The 25,973-nt window shown below is 52.9% G+C and carries 24 protein-coding genes; 11 read left to right on the top strand and 13 right to left on the bottom strand.

The features are described 5' to 3' along the window. Positions 1-33: 33 nt before the first annotated feature. The 3 genes from DFR42_RS15975 to DFR42_RS15985 all read right to left on the bottom strand — a co-directional run bounded on the left by DFR42_RS15975 (position 34) and on the right by DFR42_RS15985 (position 5,455). The gene (locus DFR42_RS15975; RefSeq protein WP_110256014.1) at positions 34-2,832 is read right to left on the bottom strand and encodes a tetratricopeptide repeat protein; all 2,799 of its coding nucleotides are present in this window, start codon (positions 2,830-2,832) and stop codon (positions 34-36) included. A 101-nt stretch (positions 2,833-2,933) separates the two neighbouring features. Beyond that, on the bottom strand, positions 2,934-4,043 hold the full coding sequence (locus tag DFR42_RS15980) for a TatD family hydrolase (RefSeq protein ID WP_245936992.1): 1,110 nt from the start codon (positions 4,041-4,043) through the stop codon (positions 2,934-2,936). Beyond that, entirely contained in the window at positions 4,040-5,455 is a 1,416-nt protein-coding gene (locus DFR42_RS15985) for an alkaline phosphatase family protein (protein ID WP_110256015.1), read from the bottom strand. The genes DFR42_RS15980 and DFR42_RS15985 overlap by 4 nt, the downstream gene beginning before the upstream one ends. On the opposite strand from DFR42_RS15985, the gene DFR42_RS15990 reads away from it, so the two are divergent. The 7 genes from DFR42_RS15990 (at position 5,454) to DFR42_RS16020 (ending at position 13,476) form a co-directional block, all read left to right on the top strand. Further along, positions 5,454-5,648, top strand: coding sequence for a hypothetical protein (locus tag DFR42_RS15990; protein ID WP_110256016.1), 195 nt, complete (start codon positions 5,454-5,456; stop codon positions 5,646-5,648). The genes DFR42_RS15985 and DFR42_RS15990 overlap by 2 nt on opposite strands. A gap of 264 nt (positions 5,649-5,912) precedes the next feature. Further along, the gene (locus DFR42_RS15995; protein ID WP_170133551.1) at positions 5,913-8,591 is read left to right on the top strand and encodes a ferritin-like domain-containing protein; all 2,679 of its coding nucleotides are present in this window, start codon (positions 5,913-5,915) and stop codon (positions 8,589-8,591) included. A gap of 34 nt (positions 8,592-8,625) precedes the next feature. Further along, positions 8,626-9,885 carry a 3-dehydroquinate synthase gene (locus tag DFR42_RS16000; protein WP_211324326.1) on the top strand — a complete coding sequence of 420 codons (1,260 nt, stop codon included), beginning with the start codon at positions 8,626-8,628 and terminating at the stop codon, positions 9,883-9,885. Between the two features lies 1 nt (position 9,886). Beyond that, positions 9,887-11,143 (top strand): metabolite traffic protein EboE, encoded by a 1,257-nt coding sequence (eboE, locus tag DFR42_RS16005; protein WP_110256018.1) that lies wholly within the window; start codon positions 9,887-9,889, stop codon positions 11,141-11,143. After that, positions 11,140-12,087 carry a UbiA family prenyltransferase gene (locus tag DFR42_RS16010; protein ID WP_110256019.1) on the top strand — a complete coding sequence of 316 codons (948 nt, stop codon included), beginning with the start codon at positions 11,140-11,142 and terminating at the stop codon, positions 12,085-12,087. The genes eboE and DFR42_RS16010 overlap by 4 nt, the downstream gene beginning before the upstream one ends. 22 nt (positions 12,088-12,109) lie before the next feature. After that, positions 12,110-13,009, top strand: coding sequence for an EboA domain-containing protein (locus DFR42_RS16015; protein WP_110256020.1), 900 nt, complete (start codon positions 12,110-12,112; stop codon positions 13,007-13,009). A gap of 32 nt (positions 13,010-13,041) precedes the next feature. Beyond that, positions 13,042-13,476: a GAF domain-containing protein gene (locus DFR42_RS16020; RefSeq protein ID WP_110256021.1), complete on the top strand. Its 435-nt coding sequence runs from the start codon at positions 13,042-13,044 to the stop codon at positions 13,474-13,476. On the opposite strand, the gene DFR42_RS16025 is transcribed toward DFR42_RS16020, so the two are convergent. Then, entirely contained in the window at positions 13,473-14,558 is a 1,086-nt protein-coding gene (locus DFR42_RS16025) for a hypothetical protein (protein ID WP_211324327.1), read from the bottom strand. The two genes, DFR42_RS16020 and DFR42_RS16025, sit on opposite strands and share 4 nt — an antisense overlap. 99 nt (positions 14,559-14,657) lie before the next feature. Further along, the gene (locus tag DFR42_RS16030; protein WP_110256023.1) at positions 14,658-15,281 is read right to left on the bottom strand and encodes a class I SAM-dependent methyltransferase; all 624 of its coding nucleotides are present in this window, start codon (positions 15,279-15,281) and stop codon (positions 14,658-14,660) included. 220 nt (positions 15,282-15,501) lie between these two features. On the opposite strand from DFR42_RS16030, the gene DFR42_RS16035 reads away from it, so the two are divergent. The 3 genes from DFR42_RS16035 (at position 15,502) to DFR42_RS16045 (ending at position 17,908) form a co-directional block, all read left to right on the top strand. After that, positions 15,502-15,954 carry a DUF1843 domain-containing protein gene (locus DFR42_RS16035; RefSeq protein ID WP_245936993.1) on the top strand — a complete coding sequence of 151 codons (453 nt, stop codon included), beginning with the start codon at positions 15,502-15,504 and terminating at the stop codon, positions 15,952-15,954. A 55-nt stretch (positions 15,955-16,009) separates the two neighbouring features. Then, positions 16,010-17,488, top strand: a complete 1,479-nt coding sequence (locus DFR42_RS16040) for a GDL motif peptide-associated radical SAM/SPASM maturase (RefSeq protein WP_110256024.1) — start codon at positions 16,010-16,012, stop codon at positions 17,486-17,488. 120 nt (positions 17,489-17,608) lie between these two features. Next, entirely contained in the window at positions 17,609-17,908 is a 300-nt protein-coding gene (locus tag DFR42_RS16045) for a DUF1843 domain-containing protein (RefSeq protein ID WP_110256025.1), read from the top strand. 155 nt (positions 17,909-18,063) lie between these two features. Here DFR42_RS16045 and DFR42_RS16050 read toward each other — a convergent pair whose 3' ends face one another. The 5 genes from DFR42_RS16050 to DFR42_RS16075 form a co-directional block, all read right to left on the bottom strand. Further along, positions 18,064-19,401 (bottom strand): lanthionine synthetase LanC family protein, encoded by a 1,338-nt coding sequence (locus DFR42_RS16050; protein WP_110256026.1) that lies wholly within the window; start codon positions 19,399-19,401, stop codon positions 18,064-18,066. Continuing rightward, positions 19,398-20,435 carry a T3SS effector HopA1 family protein gene (locus tag DFR42_RS16055; RefSeq protein ID WP_110256027.1) on the bottom strand — a complete coding sequence of 346 codons (1,038 nt, stop codon included), beginning with the start codon at positions 20,433-20,435 and terminating at the stop codon, positions 19,398-19,400. The genes DFR42_RS16050 and DFR42_RS16055 overlap by 4 nt, the downstream gene beginning before the upstream one ends. Then, positions 20,432-21,541: a phosphotransferase gene (locus DFR42_RS16060; protein ID WP_110256028.1), complete on the bottom strand. Its 1,110-nt coding sequence runs from the start codon at positions 21,539-21,541 to the stop codon at positions 20,432-20,434. The genes DFR42_RS16055 and DFR42_RS16060 overlap by 4 nt, the downstream gene beginning before the upstream one ends. A gap of 181 nt (positions 21,542-21,722) precedes the next feature. Continuing rightward, a complete protein-coding gene (locus tag DFR42_RS29005; RefSeq protein ID WP_146218863.1) occupies positions 21,723-22,868 on the bottom strand; it encodes a hypothetical protein in 1,146 nt (381 codons plus the stop codon). Between the two features lie 224 nt (positions 22,869-23,092). After that, positions 23,093-23,533, bottom strand: coding sequence for a hypothetical protein (locus tag DFR42_RS16075; RefSeq protein ID WP_110256031.1), 441 nt, complete (start codon positions 23,531-23,533; stop codon positions 23,093-23,095). A gap of 50 nt (positions 23,534-23,583) precedes the next feature. Here DFR42_RS16075 and DFR42_RS29010 point away from each other — a divergent pair, with 50 nt between their 5' ends. Further along, a complete protein-coding gene (locus DFR42_RS29010; protein WP_146218864.1) occupies positions 23,584-23,820 on the top strand; it encodes a hypothetical protein in 237 nt (78 codons plus the stop codon). A gap of 328 nt (positions 23,821-24,148) precedes the next feature. Here the strand turns inward: DFR42_RS29010 and arsH are convergent, their stop codons facing one another. From arsH to DFR42_RS16090, 3 genes are read right to left on the bottom strand one after another with little or no spacing between them, the layout of a single operon-like run. Further along, positions 24,149-24,841, bottom strand: coding sequence for an arsenical resistance protein ArsH (gene arsH / locus DFR42_RS16080; protein WP_425450885.1), 693 nt, complete (start codon positions 24,839-24,841; stop codon positions 24,149-24,151). A gap of 10 nt (positions 24,842-24,851) precedes the next feature. Then, positions 24,852-25,280 carry an arsenate reductase (glutaredoxin) gene (arsC, locus tag DFR42_RS16085; protein ID WP_110256033.1) on the bottom strand — a complete coding sequence of 143 codons (429 nt, stop codon included), beginning with the start codon at positions 25,278-25,280 and terminating at the stop codon, positions 24,852-24,854. Between the two features lie 17 nt (positions 25,281-25,297). Further along, positions 25,298-25,969: an aquaporin gene (locus DFR42_RS16090; protein WP_110256034.1), complete on the bottom strand. Its 672-nt coding sequence runs from the start codon at positions 25,967-25,969 to the stop codon at positions 25,298-25,300. Positions 25,970-25,973 lie beyond the last annotated feature (4 nt).

The raw sequence follows: 25,973 nt of genomic DNA on the forward strand, positions 1-25,973 counted from the left end.
TGGATTTTCCTTGTTGAATTTAGTTTCCCTCGTTTAATTTTCTTTATTACACCAGATTTTCCACATTTCACGATACGCATTTTCCACCTTGTGACAGAAGCCAGCTTCGTCCATCAAGGGGCTATTTTTCATTTGCATGCGCAAGCCTGCGCGTATGGCGCTGAGTTCAGGTAAATTGCTGGCCAGGGCGACAACCTTGTCCACATACTCTTCTTCTGTTCTGGCTATCCATTCTGGCCGTCCCAGACCGCTCAAGACGGTGCTGCCCAGCCTGCCCATGCTGGGGCGTGACGCCAGTGTGACAAAAGGGACGCCCAGATACAGGGTTTCAAACAAGGTTGTTCCGGAGTTGTGCGGGAAACAATCCAGTCCTATATCTATACTACGCACAATATCCCATGGTGGGCTATGAGCTCCTATCTGCAGGCGGCTAGGTTCTATTCCCAGAGCAACAAATTTGTCTTCCATGGACTTGCGCATGGCTTCGTCCTTGAAATTGCCGCTGTCTATCACCAGTCGCGAATTTTCCAGCCTCTTTAATATGCTGGCCCAGACCCGGATTACCTTATGGTTGATGCGCACGGCACGGCTAAGTGTACCTATCGTGACATAGCCATTGTTCAATGCTGGCAGAGGGCTGCACTCACCCATGCCTTCGGCCGGACGATAGACCAGAGACGGCGTGTCTACACGCCAGATTTGTTCTGCAAATAAATGATTGGCCTCCGGTGGCGCGAAAACCGCATCGGAAAGAAAATAATCGACTGCCCTCAAACCGGTGGAATAGGCGTAGCCCAGCCAGGTCAGGGATACTGGTGCGGGTTTGCGGGCCATGACACGCAAGCGGTTATTGCCAGTGTGGCCTGCGATATCCATGAGGATATCAATGCCGTCTGCGCGTATTTTTTCTGCCATGGCATCATCACTCATATTCCTGGTTGGTACCCAGTGATCTACCAGTGCGCGAAAACGTGTGCTGACATTATCTTCTGAAGTGAGTTCAGCATAGGCATAAATCTCAAACTGGCTCTTGTCATGCTGAGCCAGCAAAGGCTCAAGGAAGTGCTGTACCGGGTGACGCCGCATATCTGGCGACACATAGCCTATCTTCAAACGGCGTCCAGGTTCTCTGCTATTGGTGTGCGGGCGCCATAGCTGGTAAAGACGCGCAGCAAAGCGGCGCTCATATTCCTGATAGGCGGCAAAAATTTCCTCGGCACTCAAGTCGGGATGGTAATTCAGGGAAAACAGCAGATTGCCATAGGCTTCAGGAAAATCCGGCTGGTATTCCAGCGCCCGGCGATAGGCGGTAACTGCTTCCGGGATCATGCCCTGATCGTCGTACAAGGCACCAAGGCTATTGTGGGCATGGGCTAAATCCGGTCGGAGTTTAATCGCTTGATCGAAACAGGAGCGGGCTTCGGTCGCCCGGCCGAAAGTCATGTGCAACTGACCAAGTTCGAGCAAGGCAGGGATGGAGTTGGGGTCCAGTTGCAGGGCTTTTTGATAACAGGTCTGCGCATCGTCGTAGCGCCGCTGCTCAAAAAACAGTTTGCCCAGATAGCTGTGATAAATGGCATTGTCTTTATCAAGTTCCAGGGCTTTCCGGTAGCTGGCCTCTGCTTTGGAAAACTGCGCATTTGATGTATAGATTTGTGCAAGATTGACATGGGCCAGAGTAAATTTCGGATCATATTCCAAAGCACGCAGATTGCAGCTTTCTGCCTGTGCCAGATCTCCCTGCTCCAGAAATATCAGGCCAAGATTGCCTAGTGCATTGCTAAAGCCGGGTTGCAATTGCAAGGCGAGCTGGTAGCAATTTTTTGCAGCCTCAGTTTGCCCCTGTGCTTTTAAAACTACACCCAGGTTGTAGTGAAGGCTGGCCTCTTGCGGATGAGAGACCAGCATCTGACGATATATATTCTCAGCCTCGGCAAAACGAGATGTCTGCAAATATGCATTTAACAAGGCATCCCTGGCTGCCGTATTGGCAGGCTGGCGCGTCAGCAGGTTTTTCAATACGGTTTCTGCTTCTTGCTGTTTGCCTTGTTGCTGGTACAGATTGACCAGAAAAAAGTCAGCAGTTGTCATATCAGTCTGGCAAGCAATGGCTTGCTGGAAGCAAGGCTCAGCATCCTGGTAGCGACCCTGGGAGGCAAGTATCATACCGAGGTTGCAGCAGGCATAATAATGCTGGGGTTCCAGCTTCAATAACTCTTGATAATGATGTATAGCCTGGCTTAGCTGATCGCGCTGTTGCAAAAGTATCGCCAGATTGAAATGCGCATGTCCGAAATGTGGATTGAGTTCCAGGGCGCGCAGATAAGCCTGTTCAGCTTCCAGGTTTTGCCCTGTCAATGAGAGGCTGACACCAAGATTGAAGTGGGCAATGATATCTCCAGGCTGCTGGTTGATGACATGCTGGTAACAGGCTATCGCCTCAGTAAAACGTGACTGCCCATCAAGGCAGAGGCCAAGATTGATCCAGGTGGGCAGTGATTCTGGCTTGCTATCGAGAATGAGGCGATACATGGCCTCGGCTTCCGGCAACAGAAATTTTTCATACAGTTTGTCTGCCAGGATATCGGCAGCTAAATTTTCTGCCGGGTCCAGTTGCAGTTTTTCATAGGCGATGGCGATGGCATCACGCTGCTCTGCAAAGGCAGGCTCGGTAGTGTCACTGTTACTGTCACTGTTACTGCCATTGCTGGCAATACCCGCAGGCTCAGTCGCCGTCACAACGGGGGCTGGCGTTTCAGGAGTGGTGCTAACTTGTTGAGGTTCGGGCGTTTCTTGTGATTTTGAAAAAGTATTTTTAAGCCAGTTCAACATAAGCGTCAATCTTCTTTGCTAGTAGAAAATGAGGCTTATTTTAACCAGTAATTGTTTTAGCAGGCTAAAGTAATGACTAGCGCGCTTTTGTATTCAATGCATCAGCGGATAATATCGGGGTCCAGTATGTCTTCATCTACCCTCGGTGTTTGTCCGCGCAAGACAGAATTGCCACTATATAAAGTACGCTGGTCTATTTTCGCAGGCTGGCACCAGTGGGCTTCCTGCATTTCCTGGTTCAGGCCATAGACAGACAGAGCATTGGCATACACCACCTGATGAATGACTTCAGCAGAGATGCCGCGGCTGGCCATCAGGCGGGCAGATTTGGGAACTGCCAGCGGGTCAGACACCCCCCAGTCACAGGCAGAATTGACGATGATGCGCTCAGGGCCATATTGTCTGACGATATCGGCCAGCCTTTCATTGCCCATCTTGGTCGAGGGATAAATCGTGAAGGCGCACCAATAACCGCGGCCCAGCACTTCCTGTACGGTTTCTTCATTATTATGATCAATGACGCAGCGAGCCGGATCAAAGCCGCATTCCTCCAGCACATCCATGGTGCGTGTAGTGCCGCGTTTTTTGTCGCGATGCGGTGTGTGTATCATGATGGGTAATTCAAATTCCAGCGCCATGGCAATTTGCGCACGCAGGGCCTTGTCTTCCAGTTCGGTCTGTTCATCGTAGCCAATTTCACCAAGTGCCACTACACCTTCCTTGCCCAGATAGCGCGGCATGATATCCAGCACCGCTTCTGCCAGTGCCGGATTATTTGCCTCCTTGGGGTTGAGGCCGATCGCACAATAATGGCGTATGCCAAACTGCCCGGCGCGAAAACGTTCAAAGCCGGTGATGGTGGAAAAATAATCGATGAAGCTGCCTACATTGGTGCGCAACTGCCCCAGCCAGAATGCCGGTTCTATGACGGCGACAATACCGGCCTTGGCCATGGCTTCATAATCATCGGTAGTGCGGGCTATCATATGCGCATGTGGATCTATCATCATGCCATTACCACCGCTGGCCAGTTGCCGGAATGCGGCCTGGCCCTGCTGTAATTGCCCGGCCTGAGCCAGCAGATTTTGCAGCATCTGCGGCGTGATCGTGCCATTGCAGCAGGGGCAGGTGACGGCACGGTCGGAAAACATTTCATCCACGATGGTGCTGTCGGCGATGAAGTTTCCTGGGAATTGATTGTTGTTATTCATGTGCCTGCTCCTGAGCCTGTATTTTCAAACATGATCTTCAAAGCTATATCCTTGATATCCGCAGCATGGATTTCATTCCTGCCATCTGCCAAAGGAGCTGAGACTGGACGGTCGAGTATCAGCAATGGCCCATCGGCTGCATCATCCACTGGCCTGCCGTGCGAACCCTGCACCAGGCTGGCATCCAGGCCTATGACATTCATCAGGCTGCGAAAACCCAGCAGGCGTTTGCCCAACCGCCAGGCGACTGCCAGTTTGGGGAAGCGGATATTGGTATCGACAAACAACTCCGCCGGGTCATAGCCGGGTTTGCGATGGATTTCCACCGTACGCGCAAAGTCCGGCGCAAGTGCATCATCCTGCCAGTAATAGTAAGTGAACCAGGAGCGCTTATCTGCCATCACCACCAGTTCACCTGAGCGTGGGTGATCCAGCCCTATGGCTGCACGCTCACTGCCAGCCCAGATGTTTTCTATGCCAGCGATATTGCTGAGCAATCTGCGTACAGGTGCAATCAATTCCGGCCTGGAGATATAGACGTGGGCAAACTGGTGGTCCGCCACGGCGTAGGCGCTGGAGGCGATGGGGTCAAGCAATTCTGCTCCATCTTCTTCACGCACCACCACATAGCCAGCTTCGCGCAAGATGCGGTTGATGTGTACGGGACGGTCGACTGCCGTAATACCGTATTCAGACAAGACCATGACGCGGCGGCCAGCCTGCTGTGCATGGGCGATGAGATCGCCTGCCACTTCATCAATATCGCGCAGCGATTGTTGGACTGCCGGGTCGGTCAGGTCTGGTCCATGCCTTTGCAAGTCATAGTCCAGATGCGGCAGGTAGACCATGGTCAGGGTGGGATTTTTTTCCGTGATGGCCAGCTTGGCGGCATCGGCAATCCAGCGGCTGGACTTGATCGTGGTGGCCGGCCCCCAGAACTGGAATAGCGGGAAGGCACCGAGTTTTTGTGTCAGCTCACCCCGCCATGCCGGTGGTGTCGTATAACAGTCTGGCAGCTTGCGGCCATCTGCCTTGTAGATGGGGCGGGGTGTGATGCCATAGTCATGGGACGACGCCATGTTGTACCACCAAAACAGATTCGCGCAAGTAAACTTGGGGTCACGCGCCTTGCCAGCCTCCCAGATTTTTTCCCCGGAAACCAGCTTGTTGGATTGCCGCCAAAACCAGATTTCTGCGAGGTCACGGAACAGCCAGCCATTGCCGACTATCCCATGTTGCTGTGGCGACAGCCCGGTCATCATGGTTGCCTGCACGGTGCAAGTGACGGCCGGTGTCACGCTTTTGAGTGGCTGCATATGGCCGCTGGCAACAAAGGCAGACAACCGCGGCGTCAGCTCACCCAGCAGGCTGGGAGTGAGGCCAACGATATTCAATATCAACAAGCTTTGCATGAGTAAATTTTTGCTTATTCATACTACGTTGAAGCCTGGAAATGCAGCAAATCCTGCTGCCAGCCAGACGGATAATCACACCAGCTTACAGATGGATTGTTTCCTTATTATTAATTTAATCCCGGCTTTGCGCAATAGCTTATTGCTAAAAAGTATTTCTCAAAAGGAAATGTTGTGTGGAAAAGATATTTAAAGAAAAGATATCAAAAGGCTATTGCATATTTTGCACCATTGTTTCAATATTGGTAATTATGTTTTCTGCAATGGATATTCAAGGATGTAAGAAAGGCAGTGGATATTTCTGCCTCAATTGAGCGCAGCTTCACTGTTTTTCGGTATTACAACGGCAACCCCATGTACTTCATCAATCTGTTGAGAGCTAGCGCAAATCGTTCGTGGTCGGGACATGGTTTGCGCAAATCTGATGCCGCTTGATGCAACCACCACAGGAGAACCAATGAGCTACCTCAGTTTGCCCCGCCTGGTCTTTGCTGGCCAGTTCCAGGCCGATGTATCCACCATCAATAACGATCCCGAGCATTTCGATACGGCGCGTTTCCGCTCCAATTACCAGATGCCCGGGTCCGGTGCGACCAATGGCTGGTGGAACCCGAATGGCACAGGCTCATGGCGCTTCCGTAATTGCGTCGTCACCAGCGTGGTTTATCGTGACGGCAGCACTTGCTCTGACCCCAGTCTTGATCCTGTCATCGGTCTGGCCGTGAATGGTTCTGATAGCCGGGTAGAGGGCAAGCTGGTGGATCTTGATAGCGAACAGCAAATGGTGTCGGAAATCTGGGGCTTCTCGGTCAACCTTGGCAGCGAGGCGGCGGGCATGGGTTTCCAGAGCCGTTTTGCGGTCGCCCCGTTTGCTGATATCTGGGTTAATTATCCACCTGGCCAGCCTGATTCTTTTTTCTGCGCCTACTATCAATCGGTGCTGGAGCAAATCAAGGTCACCGGTGCCGGGCCTTCACGCTTCCTGAATGAATTGCTGGCGGAGAATAAAAATCCAGACAACTTCAGTATCAAGTTCAATGTCGACAGTTTTGACGACACCATGTCTTCCCCCAATTTTACTTTTGGCCGCGTGGTGGGCAGCATAGGTTTGCAAGAGACGAATGAACCGCGTCATTTTGTTGCCGGTCGCCGCCTGTGGGCTGTGCCAGGGCAAACAGCCAATGATGCCATAGGGCAGATCGTTGGCAATGTATTGACCCTCGATCTGGGTAACAGCCTGCCTATCAAGGAACTGGGCGGGCCGAGGGCAGATTCTGGCAGCCTGACCATCGCCCTGTTGCCAAATGAGGGCGCACCGCAATTGCTGGCCGAAGTCAATTACCAGGGCCAGCGCTGGTATGAAAGCACAGCGGGCATCGTTTCTATTCCCCTCAATAGTACGCAACTGGCAGCAGCGGCTACTACACCACTGGGCCTGGTGGCCAATGCTACCCAGCCCCTGCTGGCAGAAGCACCGAATGGACAATGGGTAAGAGCCGACAATTTCGTGTTCAGGTTCAACCCACCAGAAAACCAGGCTGTCAAATTTTATGCCACCAGCTTTGGCCAGCCGCTGGCAAATACCCAGATCAGCCTGGGTTATGACGCCAGTGCGATGGAAGGGCAGATCAAGCAGGGGCCAGTGGCTGGCCCGCAAAAAGTCGGCACACCGACTGAGGCGCTGGCTTTCCAGAACAGCATCATTACCGATAGCGATGGCACGGCCGAACTGACATTGAAAGCCACTGATCCTGGTAATCCGCGTGGCTATATTGATGGCCAGGTATATGGCATCACTTACCAGATAGGCAGCACCCAGCCCGCCATAGGCAGTGTGGGCAATGGTGCACTGAGCCTGAATGCACTGGTCTTCAGTGGCTACACCATCCCCGATAAACCAGACTGGTTATGTGATGTGCGCCCCATCTTCCAGCAATATGCTGACCTTTATCCCATCATGCACAAGATAGTTGATTTGTCGAATTACGCCAGTTTGACGAACAAGATTTTTGCACTGAAAAATGTTTTCAGGGCACCGGTTTCTGATCCCAACTACATGCCGGTGACACGTGACCTGTCAACGAAGAAACGCGAGATGCTGCAAAAGTGGCTGGATAAACCTGTCTACATGGAGCTCGATTCAGTCACCGATTTGCACCGCGCCCTGCAACAGGCGATAGAGCTGGAACATGCAACCATACCGCCTTACCTGACGGCGCTTTACAGTATCAAGCCAAATGCCAATATCGAGGTGGCGCAACTGATACGCAGCGTGGTCATAGAAGAAATGCTGCACATGGCCCTGGTCGCCAATCTGATGATATCCATAGGCGGTAAACCCAGTTTCAACAGACCCAAGTTTGTACCAGTTTATCCTGGCTCTTTGCCCGGTGGCTTGCGGGCTGACCTCAGTGTGCGCCTGCGCAAATGTTCCATCGATCAGTTGCGTGCCTTCATGAGCATAGAACAACCTGAAAAAACGGTGGAGCCTGTTCATTACCGCGCCAAGGCCGGTGACCCTGTCGATACATCGAAGTACACCATAGGCTGGTTCTATGATGAAATCAAACAGACACTGACAGACCTCAGCAATGCAGGGGAAATCTGTTTTGGCAATGCTGAGAAACAGGTCACTGAATGGCATGGCACAGGCAAGTTATTTGCCATCACTTCGCTGGCCGATGCCTGCCGTGCCATTGATGAAATCAAGCGTCAGGGTGAGGGCGCTGGAGCGCGTCATCCGGGTGATGGTGATGGCGAGTTGTCCCACTATTACAAATACGCAGAAATCGTTAATGGCCATCGCCTGGTCAGGAACGAGCATGGCTATGCCTACAGCGGCGAAAAAATCCCTTTTGATGCCGATGGTGTCTGGCCCATGATGGATGATCCCAATCTGGCGATTTATCCCCAGGGTTCACGCGCCCGCATCTTGCAGGAACAATTTGCCCGCACTTATCAAGCCTTGCTGAATGGTCTGCATATCGCCTTCAATGGCCAGCCAGAGACGCTGGGGCAAGCCGTGGGCCTGATGTTCTCGCTGGGACTGGCAGCCCAGCAATTAATGGAAACGCCCTCAGGCCTGAACGATGGCACAACAGCCGGGCCCAGCTTCCAGTTGCCTTTCCCCGGTTAAGGTTGGCGCATGTGGATAAACGAAAGGATGCATCGTGAAACTGGCTGAACTGAACCGGCTAGCCGATCTGGAAGTGCAGGCACCCGCAGCGACACGTGCTGGCTGGCAGCAGCAACATGTGCGTGTCGATTACGATTTTCCTGTGGTATCCACCCGCGATGCCTTTGATATTGCCAACCCTGATTTTCGTGCGGTAGTCAGCCTGCGTGAACCGCAGCGCAGACACAGGCTGGCGATTTTTCTGGATGAAGGTGTCGCCAGGGCCATGCCCGGCCTGGTTGAGCAAATCCTGGCCTATCTGCGCTTCCATCATGAGGCCATGGAATTAATCGGCGACATAGTCATGCTGCCCGGCGGTGAAGCCTGCAAGAATGATGCTGGCCTGGTAGAAAGCCTGTTGCAGGCCTTGTCAGCGCGTGCCATAGACAGGCATTCCTATTCCATCGCCATTGGTGGTGGTGCAGTGCTGGACGCGGTGGGTTATGCCTCGGCCATCTTCCATCGCGGGGTGCGACACATACGCTTTCCGACCACCGTGCTGGCGCAGGATGATAGCGGTGTCGGCGTCAAGAATGCGGTCAACTGGCAAGGTCAAAAAAACCTGATAGGTACGTTTGCACCGCCCTGGGCAGTCATCAATGATGCCCGCTTCATCGATATTTTGCCGGTGCGGGAAAAACGCGCTGGTCTGGCAGAAGCCGTCAAGGTCGCCCTGATACGCGACCATGCTTTTTTCCTCATGATGGAAAAACAATTGCCTGCCCTGGCCGCATTTGACAGCACTGTGCTCAACGCAGTCATCACCCGCTCCGCCAGTTTGCATATGCACCAGATTGCCCATGGTGGTGACCCGTTTGAAAGCGGCTCGGCCAGGCCGCTGGATTATGGTCACTGGGTTGCACATAAACTCGAACGCCTGACTGCCCATGCACTATCGCATGGAGAGGCAGTAGCCATAGGCCTGGCACTGGATGCCCGCTATTCCTGTCTGGCAGGTTTGTTGCCAGCAGGGGAAGATGTCCGCATCCACAAACTGCTGACACGACTGGGCTTTACATTGTGGCACCCACAATTACTTGCGCAAGATACAAAAAATGCGCAGGGCGAATTACTGGTGCTGCAAGGTCTGAGAGAATTTCGCGAACATCTGGGAGGCGAACTGACCATAACCTTGCTCGCAGCCATAGGCAGCGGGATCGAGGTGCATGAGATGGATGCAGGAATGGTGCGTGCAGCAATAGACTGGTTGCAAAGTCTGCAGGAAAATCAGGCTGTGATTGCGGGCAGAGGCTGACATGCAATTATCCCTGCCATCACAAAACGTGCACCTGACTTATTGCACGAATATCCATGCAGGTGAAAGCTGGGATGAAGTGCTCAGTAGTCTTGATGAAACCATCCCTGTGCTCAGGAAAAAACTTGAACTGGTCGAGGGCCAGGCCTTTGGCATAGGCCTGCGCCTGTCTGCACAGGCGGCAGATAGCCTCATCGTTCCTGCCAGGCTGCAAGAATTCAAGGAGCAACTGGCACGCCTGGGGGCCTATGTCTTCACCATCAATGCTTTTCCTTATGGGCCGTTTCATGGCGTCAAGGTGAAAGAGCAAGTCTACTTGCCAGACTGGCGCGATGTGGAGCGTCTGCGTTATACCAGGCAGTGTGCCTGTATCCTCGCCGGGCTTTTACCTGAAGACATGGAAGGCAGTATTTCCACCGTGCCGGGTGCTTATAAATCAGAAACACAAACAGCCGGTGCGCAACAACAGATTGTGGAGCAACTGGTTGCCGCAGTGGCCATGCTGGCCACACTGGAGCAGGACACCGGTAAATGCATCGCACTGGCGCTGGAACCTGAACCCTGCTGCTTCCTGGAAACCATGGCCGAGACCACAGCCTTTTTTTGTGGCCAGTTATGGGCTGCTGACACCATAGACAAGCTGGCAGGTTTATGCGACTGCAGTGAAGCAAGAGCCACCCGACTGATGCGCCGTCATCTTGGCGTTTGCTATGACGTTTGCCACGCCGCTGTCGAATTTGAAGACCCTGTGCATGCCATGCAAAGTCTGACTGATCTGGGCATACGCATACCCAAGATACAGTTGTCCTGCGCCTTGCGCATCCCCGTGATGCATGCAGACATGATGCATGAATTACGGCGTTTTGATGATGGCGTATATCTGCACCAGGTGGTTGTTCAGAATGGGGGGGACTTGCAACGCCATACCGATTTACCTGCTGCCCTGGCTGCGCATGAGGCAGGTCTGGCAGATGGTGAATGGCGGATACATTGCCACGTGCCGATATTCTGGGATAGTGAAGAAACGACGGCTTCCAGGCCAGGATCGAAACCTGAATCAGAATCAGGATCGAAGTTAGGATCAACCCAGGCAGATTTGCTGGCCACCCTGCAAGCTTTGCGTAAGCAAAGTTTTTCCAGCCATCTGGAAGTGGAGACTTATACCTGGGATGTCTTGCCTGCGCATTTGAAAAGTGTATCCAAAGCCCACGCAATTGCGCGTGAGTTGAGTTTTGTCATGAAAGAACTGCTGACATGAATACTGTAGTCATGAATAACAGCCGCATGGGCATTTATCTGCGCCTGGGCCGGGTGTCCAACCTGCCTACGGTATGGACCAATGTGCTGGCGGGTGCCATCGTTGCGGGCAGCATCACTGGCCGTCCTTTATCCCTCATGCATACGCTGCTGGTCATGCTGGCGATCTCGGCTTTTTATTGTGCAGGCATGTATCTCAACGATGCCTTTGACCGCGAAATAGATGCCCGCGAAAGACCGGGGCGACCGATACCTTCAGGCCAGATCAGCGCACGGGCAGTATTTGCCATAGGCTTTGTCCTGCAAGTGGCAGGCATTGCCATACTCAGCTATTACGGCACCTGGGCCATCGTCTGTGGCTGCGCGCTGGCTGCCACCATCCTGTTGTACAACGTCTGGCACAAGGGCAATCCGCTTAGCCCGCTGATCATGGGCCTGTGCCGCTCGCTCGTCTACTTTGTTGCTGCCGCCAGTGTCATGATGGTAGAACTCAATACTGCTGTTGATCCGCTGCAGACCGGCACTGTACTACTCAATACTACAGTGGTGCTGGCTGCACTGGCTATTTGGGCGCATGTGGTGGGCCTGACGTATGTTGCAAAACAAGAGAGCCTGAACCGCCTTGGCAGCCTGTGGCCCTTGCTGATACTGGCCTTGCCTGTGCTTTTGTATGGCAGCCGTTCCGTCATCACTGGGGCTGATGGTGGCCTGGCTTTGCTGATGCTGCTGGCACTGATCGTGGCAGACGTTATCGCTGTGCGTCTGTTGATTACCCGCCATATGGCAGGTTCGGTGCCAAAGGCCGTGGCGCAGTTGATTGCGGCAACATCCTTGCTCGATGCACTGGTGATTGCTATCGCCGGTGGTGGTGTTACGGCAGTCGCGTTTTGCCTCTGCGCCTTTGTCCTGACCAGGGTCTTGCAGCGTGTCATTCCCGGAACCTGATTCATCATTTGAGGCGGCCATCATGCGACATCCATCTTTAGAAGAAATGCAGGCTCTCACACCAACCGCTACGGCATTGTCGCAACTCGATATCTGGATAGCCGCACGCAGCACACCAGAAGCCTTGTTGTGGTTCCGCCTGCAATGCCAGCAGATCAGCACCGCGAAACAGGAGCGTGATGTTTATCGTGCCATGGGCATGGCTTCACGCAAACTGGGTAAGCTGGATTTGAATTTAAACGGCGATGAACTGGCCGAAGCAGGCAGGCTGCGCTCTGGTTTTGATCCCTCAGGCTGGAGTGTGGACATGACAGCCAGAGTCGCTTTCATACTCGCCAGTTATGCTGGTGATGAGGCACAATTCGCCAGGCAACTGGACAGTATCGCTGACAGTGCTGAAATCAATGAACTGATAGCCCTGTATTCCGGCTTTCCGCTGTATCCGGCAGCGATGGCGATAGAGCATCGTGCCCGTGAAGCCATACGCTCAAGCATGCGCCCCATCTTTGAAGCAATGGCGCACCGTAATCCCTATCCCATGCAGGCATTCGATGAAGCCGCATGGAACCAGATGGTCGTCAAATGTTTTTTTCTCGACAGCCCGCTGTGGCCAATACAGGGACTGGAGCAAAGAAATAATCCTGCCCTGGCCACTATCCTGATTGACCTCGCGCATGAACGCTGGGCAGCAGGGCGTGCAGTCAGCCCTGAGCTATGGCGTTGCGTGACCCCCCATCTTGATGTGCTGGGTGAAGCAGAATTGATGCGTGTTCTTGAACAAGGCAGCATGGCAGAAAAGCTGGCGATTGCGAAAAGCCTGCCAGGCCATGACAGCAAAATCTACAGGCTATGCCAGCAACAGAATCTGATCACGGCAGCGAAAGACCTGAGCTGGCAGGAACTGCTGGAAGAGTCACATTGATTGATATATTGATAGACGCAAGGAGAAGCATTATGTTTGAAAAAAACACAGAGCACCAGCAATGGCTGGAAGACAGCATCGCCAATCTCGATGCTGCCGCAGGCACTATCCATGTACAGCGCGGTGAAGACTTATACCTGAGTGCCGCCTTGCGCATACCAGAACCTGTACTCGCCATCGTCGCCCATGTCAGTCATGGCAAAGGCATGGCAGGTGCGGCGCAGTTGAGCAAGACGCCAGTGCAAACCTGCAATCTGCAAGACGATAAAAGCGGCTATATACGACCCGGTGCCAAAGCTGTTGGCGCGCAGGCGGCAATTGCCATTCCCTTGCTGAGCAAGGCAGGCGATGTGATGGCCGTGGTGGGTTTTGCGTGGCAAAAAGAAGGTGACCCGGCAGAGTGGGTGGCACAGGCACCTTTCCCCGCCAAACTGGCTGAACTGACTGCGCGTTTACAGGCGGTCTAGTTTTCAGGCAATATCAGTTTGCGCACATAGCCTTCGAGGACCACGGTTTCTCCATCTGCATTGGCGATGGGGCGGCCGGGCAAGCCCATGCCTTCGCTGATGAAGACAGTATTGCCTGCCACGCACAGGTTGGATGGTGTATCCAGATGTCTGGCAAGGCAAGTTACCGTGCGCTTGTCTAGATCAAAGCGAAGCAGGCGACCGGAATAGCGCTTGAAGCCACCATGCCAGGCGGTTTGTGGTACTTCATTTGCAGGCATGGGTTCTAAAAAATCCTCGCATAATTCCAGCACCAGCAATTGCCCTTGTTCAGTGAATGCCATGCCGGTGGCCAGCGTCAGGCCTGCTATGACTGTGCTGACTTCACCCGTAGCCAGATCGAGCCTGACGATCTGGCTGACGCCTTTTTCAAAGTTGATGCCCATCTTGTCGGCATCGCCTTGCAACTCTCCCGAGAACAGGGAAATCAATACGGGCTGATCGCCACTACCTGCTTTTGAATGTTGATCAAGGATAATCGTCACTGGTACGGCGTGTTGACCACCTGATAAATCTGCCAGCAAACCGACCACTGCTTCTGGCTGGCCATCAATGAATTCTATCGCCTGGTTGGTATCTGGCTTGACCGTCAGCCAGCTTCGTCTTTGTGGGTGATAGCAAAGCGCATTTAAATTGCCACTGCTTTGTATCAGTGGCTGAGGCGGCAAGCTAGTCAAATCAAGGATACGCGAACCGGCAACATAATCTGTCTGGCTCAACAACCAGCGACCATCACCATAAGCAATGTCCGCCAGGCCAAATATTTCATCCCTGCACATGCGTGCCTGCATATTCATGGAACGAAAGCCATCAGCAAGTACCTCGTACCTTGCATACCCGCCATCAGCATTTTGTTTGAATTGCAGCAGTCGTCCTGAGAATGGCTGACCTGCATCACCACTGCCTGCTTCCACCAGCAACAGGCTGCTATCTTGTTTGAGTTTGATGCCGCGTGGATTATTCAGACCGCGCAGCACAATGCTGGATATGCATCGCTGCTGCATCATGAGTTGCGGCACAAGGATGGGTAGCGGGTTTGCCATGTACTGAGCCTGAAATGAGTTCAATGCAGGTCAGTGTTTCACAAAAGATAATTGTGGTCAATATGATACGTATGCTTACACCTTTGTATTTTTGTAGCGTTACGATGTTGCACGTCTGAATGCCAGCCGTGTCCATGTCACTCCGCTTTGCTGGTTCAGTTTTTGTATTGACGCTGCCTCTATATGCAAAACAGGTTCCAGGTTTTGCTGAGCAGCTAGCTCTATGGTTTCTGCTGCGCTGACATCAAACATCCTTCGCCCGGCAGGCACGGGGCCATGGCGCAGCGACAGTATCAGGGTCGCAGATGCATTCATCAAACTGGCCAGTCTGGGCATGGCGCACTGGCGTTGAAGCTCGTCCAGATGCATCCACACGGCACTCAGCATGATGAGGTCGAAAGTCTCATTCCTGACGCTGAGTAATGACAAGTCTGGCAGGCTGTCATCCAGCCAGGTGATCAGAGCTGAGTCATGCAAGGCAATGCCAGGCAGGCGCAATTCACTGACCGGTTCTACGGCAACAACACGATGCCCCATCGCTGCAAAGGCCGCTGCATCACTGCCTATGCCAGAACCAATATCAAGTACACGGGCGGGTGATACCGGCAGCAGGTGCAAGACGGCAGCGTGATGTTCTTCGAAAGAAATTTCCTGCCATTGCTGTACCAGATAATCCGCCATTTCTGCATAGCCTTCGGTACCACTGACTTTATCCGTATTCATGTTCTGTTTGATGTTTCACCGGGTTGATAAGTGTAAGGCATCAGTCTGGATGATTCCTTTGTTCTTTAAATTTAATTAAAAAAAGAATAACGACATTGACTTTTCAATAATTGAAAATATACTAAGTAAGCTTGCCATATTGATAGCAGGCAGGTTTCCAGAATTCTATAGATACCCACCCTCAGTTTCATAAGCCGTACTCACCTTAAGGAGTAATTTTATGACTACCAGTAAAGAATCTTATGGCGGTTTTATCCCTCTGTATGCAGTCGCAATGAGCGATGCCATTGCCAGTGGCGACGCTGCAAAAATGAGCGCAGCACGTGATGCCGCTTTCAGCCACCTGGCAGCCGCTGCCGATGTTGCCCGTCTGCTGCCTGAGCTGGAAAGCGCGATCAAAAGCAAGGGCGGTGTCATCCGCCCTCTGTATGCAGTCACGATACAAGATGCCGTCGCCCGTGGCGATCAGGTGGAAATTGCCCGCATCAAATCTGAACTTGCTTCCTACGGCAATCTGCTCGGCGGTGCCAGTAACTCTGCCGCGGCTTTTCACCCTGTCACACCTTATGGCGTCGCCATACAGGACGCGCAGGCACGTGGCGATCAGGCCGAAGTGGATCGCCTGAAAGAGCTTGCCCAAAGCCTGCTGGCACAACTCAACGCCGGTAAATAAGCACCGCCCATGATCCCGGATGCCAGCTTGCTGGCATTTGCCACCGGAGCCAAGTATGGAACAAATTCTCGCATCTGAATCATCTACACCATTTCAAGCGTCGCAGCCCGCCAGGGCACGCACTCTGTCTGACCTCAATGGCCATACGCCTGTGCATGTGGTGTGGGAAATTACCCTCTCCTGCAATTTGAAATGCAGTCACTGCGGCTCACGTGCAGGCAAGCGCAGGGTAGGTGAACTCTCCACTGAAGAAGCTTTCTCGGTGATTGATCAACTGGCCGCTCTGGGCACGCGTGAAATCACTTTGATCGGTGGCGAAGCTTTCTTGCGCAAGGACTGGCTGCAACTGGTAGAACGCATAGCCGGTCATGGCATACGGGTAGGCATGCAAACCGGTGCCCGTAACCTCAATACTGCCAGGCTGGAAGCAGGCAAGCAGGCTGGTCTGTTTGGTATAGGTGTGTCCATCGATGGCATGAAGGATTATCACGACAGGGTGCGCGGTGTCATCGGCTCCTGGAATGATGCCCTGCGTGCCATGGAAACTGCCAGGTCCCTGGGGCTGGGTGTCAGCTGCAATACCCAGATAGGTGCAGAAACCATAGATCAGCTGGAGCCACTGTTCAACCGCATCATCGAAGCAGGTGCCACTCACTGGCAATTGCAAATTACGGTGGCCATGGGCAATGCTGTAGATAACGACCACCTGTTGCTGCAGCCACACCGTGTGCTGGAACTCATGCCCTTGCTGAACCGGCTTTACCATGAAGGCCAGCAACGCGGCCTGTTGCTGACCTTTGGCAACAACCTTGGCTACTTTGGTCCCTTCGAGCATCACTGGCGTGGCCTGGGGGATGAAACCCTGCACTGGACGGGATGTGCTGCCGGCCAGAATGTCATCGGCCTTGAAGCTGATGGCACCATCAAGGGCTGCCCATCACTGGCGACAGAAACCTATGGTGGTGGCAATGTCCGTGACACTGCCGTGGCAGAGTTGTGGAACACGTCCGAGGCTTTGCACTTTGGCCGCATGCGCAATATCGATTCACTGTGGGGCCATTGCCGCACCTGCTACTACGCCGATGTTTGTCGTGGTGGTTGTACCTGGACTTCAGATTCCCTGTTCGGCAAGCCTGGCAATAATCCCTATTGCCATTACCGCGCACTGAAGCTGGAAAAACGTGGCATCCATGAAAAAATCCGCAAAGTGGCAGCAGCGCCTGACAAGCCTTTTGCCATAGGCAGGTTTGAATTGTATGAGGAAGCCATTCCAGGCCGCCAGGTGTTACCTGCAGAACCTGAAGCAGCGCCACGCGTGGCAGAACGTACCAGCAGCAATCCCCTGCCTGAACTGGATCTGTGCCGAGGCTGCAATGAATACATCTGGCCAGATGAAACCGAGTGCCCGCATTGCCATGCCGATGTCGCCGCAGCTGCAAAAAAATACGCAGTTGAAGAAGCCAGGCGGCAAGCCGTCATGACAGAACTTAAGAGCGTACTCGACCGCTTGCAAGTGCTTACCAGCACAGCCTGATGGTCAAAGCCTGGCCATTATTTTTTTGATGGCCGGGATGATTTTGGTGTTGAAAAATATTTTCCTTAATCCGCATGGCAGATAACTGATTTTCTGCCAGCATTTCTTGAAGGAGCAGATATGGTTTCCCCAACTAACATCGCACCCACGGCCGCCTTGTATGGTGTCCCTATCCACGAAGCTATCGCCAGTGGTGATCTCAGCAAGATCGTCGCCATCCGCAACCAGGCACTCGATTATCTGGCCGCTGCATCAGAAATAGAACGTCTCTTGCCATCCCTTGAATCTGCCATGAAAGCCAAGGGTTTGCCACCACAGGCTTTGTATGGCGTTGCAATACAGGATGCTGTGACACGTGGTGACCAGGCAGAAATCGCGCGTTTGAAAGCACAAGTGGCTTATTACAGTCGTTTGTTTTAAGGTTTAAAAAGACAAACGTCAGTTTATCTCGTAGGTTGGGCTACGCTTCATCAGCCCAACACTTGGCCTAAACAAACGTAGACGTTATTTAAACGCCGAGTGTTGGGCTGATACCCCGTAGCCCAACCTACAAAATTACCATGATTTGTGACACATCAACCCACCACCTTCTCCGGCGGCGTCACAATCAACACCGAAGGCACAGCCTCAGGATTATAAAGACGCAAATAAAAATGCCCTATCCCCGCCGTCCCCAGCATCAGGTTAGGTGTCTCACCTGTACCTGCCACGCCGCAAGGCCAGGGCATGTCTGACTGGCCGTAATGCTGCCAGCCTTCCTGTCCTATTTTTTCTGCGATCTGGGTCAGGTCAGGGCGCTTCAGATATTGTCCTGCCATGATCATCAATTCAGCATTGCCGCAGGCACCATGGCAGAGTGAAAAATTACCTATGCCATGTACCCAGGCTGGCATCAGCGAACTGGCGGTAGTTTGTATGGCAGCGTTCAATTCCTGCATGAGCATGGTATCGTCCGGCATCAGGGCAACATTACGCAGGCGTGAAAGACCTATGCCGGGTGCGCCATGGCACCAGGCCATGTTATAGACAGGTGGGGCTTCAGCCTGGCTGGCGTCCATGATGCGCAAGTCCGGCCAGTTATTGTGCTGGGCGCTGAACAGGCCGCGTTCATAACGCAAGCCTTCATTGGCCCCATCCAGATAGCGCTGTTCACCCGTGGCGCGATACAGTTCCAGCAAGGCAGTGACTATGCCAGCTACGCCATGTGAATGCCCGGTCAGGTGTTTTTGTCCTGGCACATGCATGGTTTCCCATGACCAGCCAGCGTCGCTTTTGCTGGCATGCGCCAGCAAATAATCGCCGTGGCTTTGCGCCATGCTGATGAAGTCAGGGCGCTGATGTTCCATCCCCAGTTTCAACATCGCTGGTATGGCACCGGCACTGCCACCGATGACATCGATGAACATGGCATCAGGTGCCTGTTCTGCCAGGTTGGCCATTTCACGCAGACCGCGGGCGATCAGGGCTTCATTTTTTAATAATGTACCTATGCGTACCAGCACATAGGCAAAGCCGCTGCTACCTGCATAAAAACCACTGCGCGCTGCACCCTGCAGTTTGTCGGATAGCGATAAGGCCTGGTTCAATGCGCCTTCGAGTACCCGCTTTTGTTGTTTGTCAGCGCTGAACTGATGCAACTCAGCCAGGAACAAGGCGATACCGCTGGTGCCACCATACAAGTCACCGGCGAAGGAACGATAAGCGGGCACCCATGCCTGATTCACAGCTTCCATGGACCAGCCCAGCCAGTTGCAACGCGCGCCATCCCAGACGGCATCGCGGCATAAATTGCGGCCTATGCGGTCGGCCACGTCGAGATAAACTTCTTTGTACGGATTGATAACCACATTGACAGGTGCAGTCATAGGCGCAGTGACAGGTGTAGTCATAGGTACATTGATAGGTGCATTCATAACTGCAAGCCTCCGTTAAATACGGGTGTTTCAAATAAATTGACTGAATGGCGGTTCAGGTAAGGTGTGCGCATATCTATGCCATTGCTGGCAAAACGCTTTTCTACCGCATTGGCACGTGCATCCACATTCTGCGAACCCGCCAGCCATGCATCGACCATGCCCTCAGCCACCAGCCTGCATCTGTGCATGCCAAAGCTTTCACCTGTGCCAGGCTCTTCTGCCACGCCTACGCCATCGGCCAGGGTTTTACAAAACATGGGCGTGACTGGGCGCAGCTTGTTGCCCAGGCTGGCATGCAAGTCCTGTATCAGCGCAGCCACCATGGAGTAATGGCGTTTGGCGATATATAAAACCGCTGCATCAGCGCGGCGATAGGCACTGGCATCGACCAGGGTTTTATAACGGAAGGGCAGGGCATAACGGTTCAGTTGCGTAGTGAGGCCGTACAACAATTCTGCCGCTGCATGAGCTGGTGCATTGAAATAAAAACGGATGAGTTCATAGTCATCAAACTGATCAGACAGATTGCTGCCAAAGGCATAGTAAAAGCCCTGCTGCATATCAGCTGTGCCAGGATAGACGCGCAAGTTCACCAGTTCGCCTGCCACCGGAGCCATGCCCGGCCATTTGTTGGCGGCGTACTCACCAACGACTGCGGTACGGCTACGTTCACCTTTTTGTATCATGACGCGGCCATCGGGGCTTTGCTGGTAAATTTTCCAGCCGGGGTCCCAGCGGTCTGGTGTCTGGTTGGCCTGGCTCAGGTTCGGCACCAGGCTTTGTGATGGCTGTACAGGTTCACCCGCGGCATCGCGTACATAGTACATGCCATACAGGCTGGTATTGATGGCGCTGATCAGTGCCTGCACCGGATTGCTCTGGCCGTTTGCCATGGCGACAGGGATGGCTGTGCCGCCTGCAAATGCATAGCTATTCTGGCTGTGAATTTGCAAGGCCGCGTAGATGCTTTTTAATTCTTCATGTATGGTTGCATTGTTCGTGGCTGCATTGTTTGTAGATGCGTCATTCATGATGCCAACTCCCCGGCAAACCCATACAGGGCTGATGCAGCCTGGCGTGGGTTGCGTAAAATATTCTGGCTGACTTGTAATAAGATCGCTGCATGATTGGTCATGACGGGTGAGTAATACAAGGATTCAAAAGCAGTTTGCACCATGCGTGCCGCGCCGTATTCTATGCAGCGCATCAGGTAGGGGTAAGCCTGTGCCTGATCTATACCTGCCGTTTGCACATAGCTGCGCCAGAAGGCGTGGATGGACGGATACATGCCTTCCAGCGGATAGAGGGCCTTGTCAACAAAGCTGGATGGATTGAATTCCTGATACAGCGGCATGGAATATATCCATGATGTCAGGTAGGCTTGCAGGATCGCACCTATATCCCAGCTGGCATCACCATAGTCAACCAGTTCCCAGTCTATGATGCGAAATGTCAGTTCTCCATTATCGCCGGGATAGACCACACAGTTATCCCACTTCATGTCGCCATGGATGATGCTGTCATGACGCCAGCCCTGCGCCAGCCGAGCCAGGTTTTGTTGCAGGTCAGGGTATTGCCTGATGATGCTGCCTAGCTGTTGTACACCACCGCTCAGCGTATTGCCAGCCTGCATGCTGTTTTGATGAAAGCTTAAAATCCACGGCGTCATGCGCGGAAAATTCTTCAGGTCTTCTGTCTGTAAAGTCTTGCCACGCAAGGTCTGGTGATAGCTGCCCAGTGCTGCGCCCACCAGATGACCAACTTCAGCAGGAAATGACTTTTTGCGGGCATGAAATTCCGTCAGATTCTCGCCGCCGGGCAAGAGCCTTATGGTCAGGCAATGGCGGGCTGCATCATGCTCGACAAAACCGGGCATGAGGTTTGCCAGCGCTTCATAACCCTCTTTTTGCGCCATGCGATAACAGACAGCTTCGCGCTGCATGGTGGAGATTGCCATGGGCTCGACTTCCTTGATTTGCTTGACGAACAAGCCAGAGCCATCGCGCCGTATGATTTTGTAATTGCGGTTGCGGCGGCCTGCTTCTACCACCATGAAATCACCATCGACGACCACGGCGGGTGGTATCGTGCCTCGCGCCAGCAGATAGTGGGCCATATTGGAAGCGGTCAAAAACATTCCTGATACTCCTTAGGTTACAGCAAGAAATTTGGTTTGCCAGTATGCCGAAACCCCAGGTGCAAAATTTGCACTTGGGGTTTACCAAGAATGAGTCAGCCCACGGTCGGGAATATATCCCGACCGTTTTATTCAGACTGATCAAACTGCTCTGTACAGCTTTAGTTCATGCACTTTTCCGTTAGCAAAGTCCAGTTGCAGTGACATTGCCGCAAATTGGCATGTTGTGAGTAGGAATAACAGGACCTATCGTCATAGGCAGGCAAGTGTGGCCGCAAATTGGCATGTTATGGGTAGGGATAACCGGACCCACCGTCATAGGCAAGCAAGTGTTGCCACAAATTGGCATATGATTGGTAGGGATAACAGGGCCAACAGTCATGGGCAGGCAAGTGCAACCCAGCAGGTGCGTAGGTGCTACAGTTTGCGTACACACCGTGGCAGCTGTATGGCAAACAGCGGCAGCAACGGTGGGGCAATTCGGTGGTGCCGACAGCGGTGGCTGGCAACCATGCCACGCGGTATGACCGCAAAATTGTGGCGCGGCCGTGCAATGCTGGACACCGGTTGGACCGACTTGCTGTTGTGCCTCCAGAGTAGGTGGTGGGCAAACAAAGCAATGCGTAGCGGCAGTCGGATTCATTGCCTGAGCTTGTTGTGGTGCTGCCTGATAGGCGTCAACAGTGGCTGGAGGGCAAACGAAGCAATGGGTATTGGCAGTAGGATTGGTGGTTGGATGAGCCGCCATTTGTGCCTGTGGAGGAGGGCAAGCCTGCCACGCCGTATTGCCGCAAACTTGAGGTGCCGCAGTGCAATGCTGAACGCCAGTAGGACCAATCGGAGGGCAAGGCTGCCACGCAGTGTTGCCGCAAAATTGTGGAGCAGCGGTGCAATGCTGGACTCCTGTTGGACCGACATTGGCTTGTGCTGCATATTGTGGTGCAGGCGCTGCTGCACCCGCGAAATTTTGCGCTTGTGCCGGTGCAGCCAGGCCGCCATGGAGTACGGGTGTCTGCGTTTGTACGATGGTGGTATTGAAGGTCGTCGTCACCGGGATATGCGTACCCGCCTGGCATTGTATGCCGCACAGAGGGTTATTGTGGGTAACGATATGGCATATCACTGGGCTGGTGACATGCTGGCAAACCGGTCCGACCAGCGTCTGCGGCAGGCACTGAGGTGGCTGTGTCACATGGCAGATGACAGGTGAGGTATGGGGCAGGCATTGTGGTGGTTGTGTCACGATGTGACAAACCACGGGGCTGGTCTGTGGCAGGCATTGTGGTAGCAATGTCTGTATGTGGCAAATTGGTAATTGAGTAGTCATAGTAAACTCTCCTGAGAGTGGCGCTACAATTCATGAATGAAAAAAGGAACACAGAGGAAAACTACAGCAACAAACTGATGGCAACACTGCATGCCTGCAATAAAAATGAGGCAATGAAGCGCACCATGCTTCACACATTCGCATGAGAAAAAGGACATCGATCAAAGGACGCCAACCAAGGCCCCTTCACATCACGAATATTCAATTCAATGATTTCAATTTTTTTATTTAGGTGTATCCGGGCAGCCCTGCCATGCAGTGTTACCGCACTGGGCAGGGGCTTGTGTGCAGTTCTGTACACCCGTAGGTCCACCAGCCACCGCGGCCTGGGCCGCATTGGCAGCCGCTTGCCCGCTTTGTATCGGGCCACTGAAAAAGCTGAGTCTGGTGTCAGCCACGGTCTTGCCTTTGCGTATCAGTTCGGCATCTGCCTTGATCCAGACGTAGCTGGTCTCCAGTGGATTATTGGCGCTGGCAGATGCCGTGGCCGTATGTAAAATCGCCTCGCTGGGGATTTCATAATATTCATTCAGTACCGCATTCAGATAAAGGCGCGTATAGCCTTCCAGAGCGGAGTTACCCACAAAGCCATTGAGCAAAACCATATCGGGAATATTCGCCGGATCTGCTGCCAGTACCTCTACAAAATACTTGTCTTTCGCCATCACAGTTCTCCATTCGGTTGAAACTGAAACACACTCAGGGACAGGCTTTTTTGAAATCCCTGAAGCAGGTTTCAGAAATTGGGTGCAACACGATCAAAAACAGGCAGAAGCCTGGCATCTGCCTTGCAGCTAAAGCGCGCATCTGTTTATGCCAGAGAAGCAGTCAATACAGCCAATACCACCAGAAAGCGCGCCTACAACAAATCCCGGTGCCGGTGATGCAATGTCAGCTACAAAAAAAAGCGACAAAAATCCACCTGAGCTGGCTGGAGGCTGGCTCAAAATGATGTGACTGGATGGAAGTTTGCTTTGCCGGAGAGAGAAAATTTACCGCATATGCTTATTACTTTATTTGCATGTCAATTATGCAAGGTTAGTTTATTATTAATATTTGTCAAGGACGAAATGCGTAACAAATTATTACTATCTTGATTTGTCAGGAATATTGCTTTTAGAACAGGAATGCCATCGCAGGCAGGATTGAGATGGATGCTGACAACGAGGTGGTAGGCGATGCAAAAAGTCAGTCACCGGGACAATGATGGCCGTGGCTGGCACGTATGCACGTATGCACCAATGCCAAAAGTGGATGGCATTGGCGATGATATTTCTTGATCAGATACTGCGTTGATTTACTCGTTTGGCCAATTGCTCTGCAGTTTCTTTGCGTTCGCTATACCTGTCCACCAAATAAGGCGCAACGTCGCGAGTCAGCAATGTGAACTTCATCAGCTCTTCCATCACGTCAACCACACGGTCGTAATATGAAGAAGGCTTCATGCGCCCAGCTTCGTCAAATTCAAGAAAAGCTTTTGCCACCGATGATTGATTTGGTATCGTGATCATGCGCATCCAACGCCCTAATATCCTCATTTGATTGACGGCATTGAATGACTGTGAACCGCCGGAGACTTCCATCACTGCCAGCGTTTTGCCCTGGGTGGGCCGGACCGCACCAACGGACAAAGGTATCCAGTCTATTTGTGCCTTCATGATGCCCGTCATCGCGCCATGGCGCTCCGGTGAAGTCCACACCATGCCTTCAGACCATTGCGCCAGTTCACGCAGCTCACGTACTTTAGGATGACTGTCCGGTACCTCATCTGGCAACGGCAGACCGTGAGGATCAAAGACGCGAGTTTCAGCGCCCATTGCCTGCAGCAGACGAGCTGCTTCCAGCGTCAGCAGTTTGCTGTAGGAACGTTCACGCAATGAACCGTAAAGAAGCAGGATGCGTGGTGCATGACTGGCACGTGCCGGTGCAAATAATTGCTCAGCTTCCGGCAGCTGGAATAAATCCTGATGCAGGCTGGGCAACTCATTTGTTAAGGACACGATTACCCTCCTTGTCGATGACTTTTTCGCCGTCTTCCTTGATGAATTCGCTTAGCTGTGGAGCAGGCAATATATCCAGCACGACTTCTGAGGGGCGGCATAGTCTCGTACCCACAGGCGTGACTACCACAGGGCGGTTCATCAGTATGGGATGTGCGACCATGAAGTTGATGAGTTCATCATCCGTCCATTTGCCATCATCCAGATCGAGAGCTTCATAAGGCGTATCTTTTTTGCGCAAGAGTTCGCGCACCGGCATATTCATCGCGGCAATCAGCTCTTGCAGTTTTGCCTTGCCTGGCGGCTGCTTCAGGTATTCAATCACTTCTGGTTCTGCGCCACTATTGCGTATCAGCGCCAGGGTATTGCGTGAGGTGCCGCAATCAGGGTTGTGGTAGATGGTAATCGTCATATGCTTATCCAAAAAAATTAATCATGCTGGGGTTTTTTTAACGGATACAGCCAGCAAAATACTGCTGTGGCTACAGCCGCCCCCAGTAGCTGGGCAATAATGAAACCTGGTGTATCTACAGGGCGTATGCCTGCAAAAGTATTGCTGGCGGCGCGCGCCAGAGTGACTGCAGGGTTGGCAAATGAAGTTGATGCTGTGAACCAGTATGCCGCCGTGATGTAAGCAGCAACGGCAAAGGGTGTCACTGCCGGGCGGCTGCGGTTACAGGAAATGATGACGGCGATCAAACCAAAGCTGGCGACAAACTCACTCCACCATTGCGCCATGCCGGTGCGCACATGTTCCGATGCAAAAAACAGCGGTGCGTCAAACATGGCATGGGCTGCAGCGACACCAGCAAAAGCCCCCAGCACTTGCACCACAATATATGGCAGCACTTCCTTGCCAGGCATATTCTTCTGGTAAGCTTCCGACAGCGTAACTATAGGATTGAAATGCGCGCCCGATATAGTCCCAAACATCAATATCAAAGCGATCAGGCCAGCACCAGTGGCTATCGCATTCGCCAGCAAGGCGATAGCGACATTGCCTCCTGCCAGGCGTTCTGCCATGATGCCAGAACCAAGCACCACGGCCAGCAGGAATGCCGTACCCAGGCCTTCAGAAACCAGGCGTCGTGTCATGCTCATGATG

Origin of the sequence: Undibacterium pigrum (assembly GCF_003201815.1) — a bacterium.
In the GTDB taxonomy this organism is placed as follows: domain Bacteria; phylum Pseudomonadota; class Gammaproteobacteria; order Burkholderiales; family Burkholderiaceae_D; genus Undibacterium; species Undibacterium pigrum.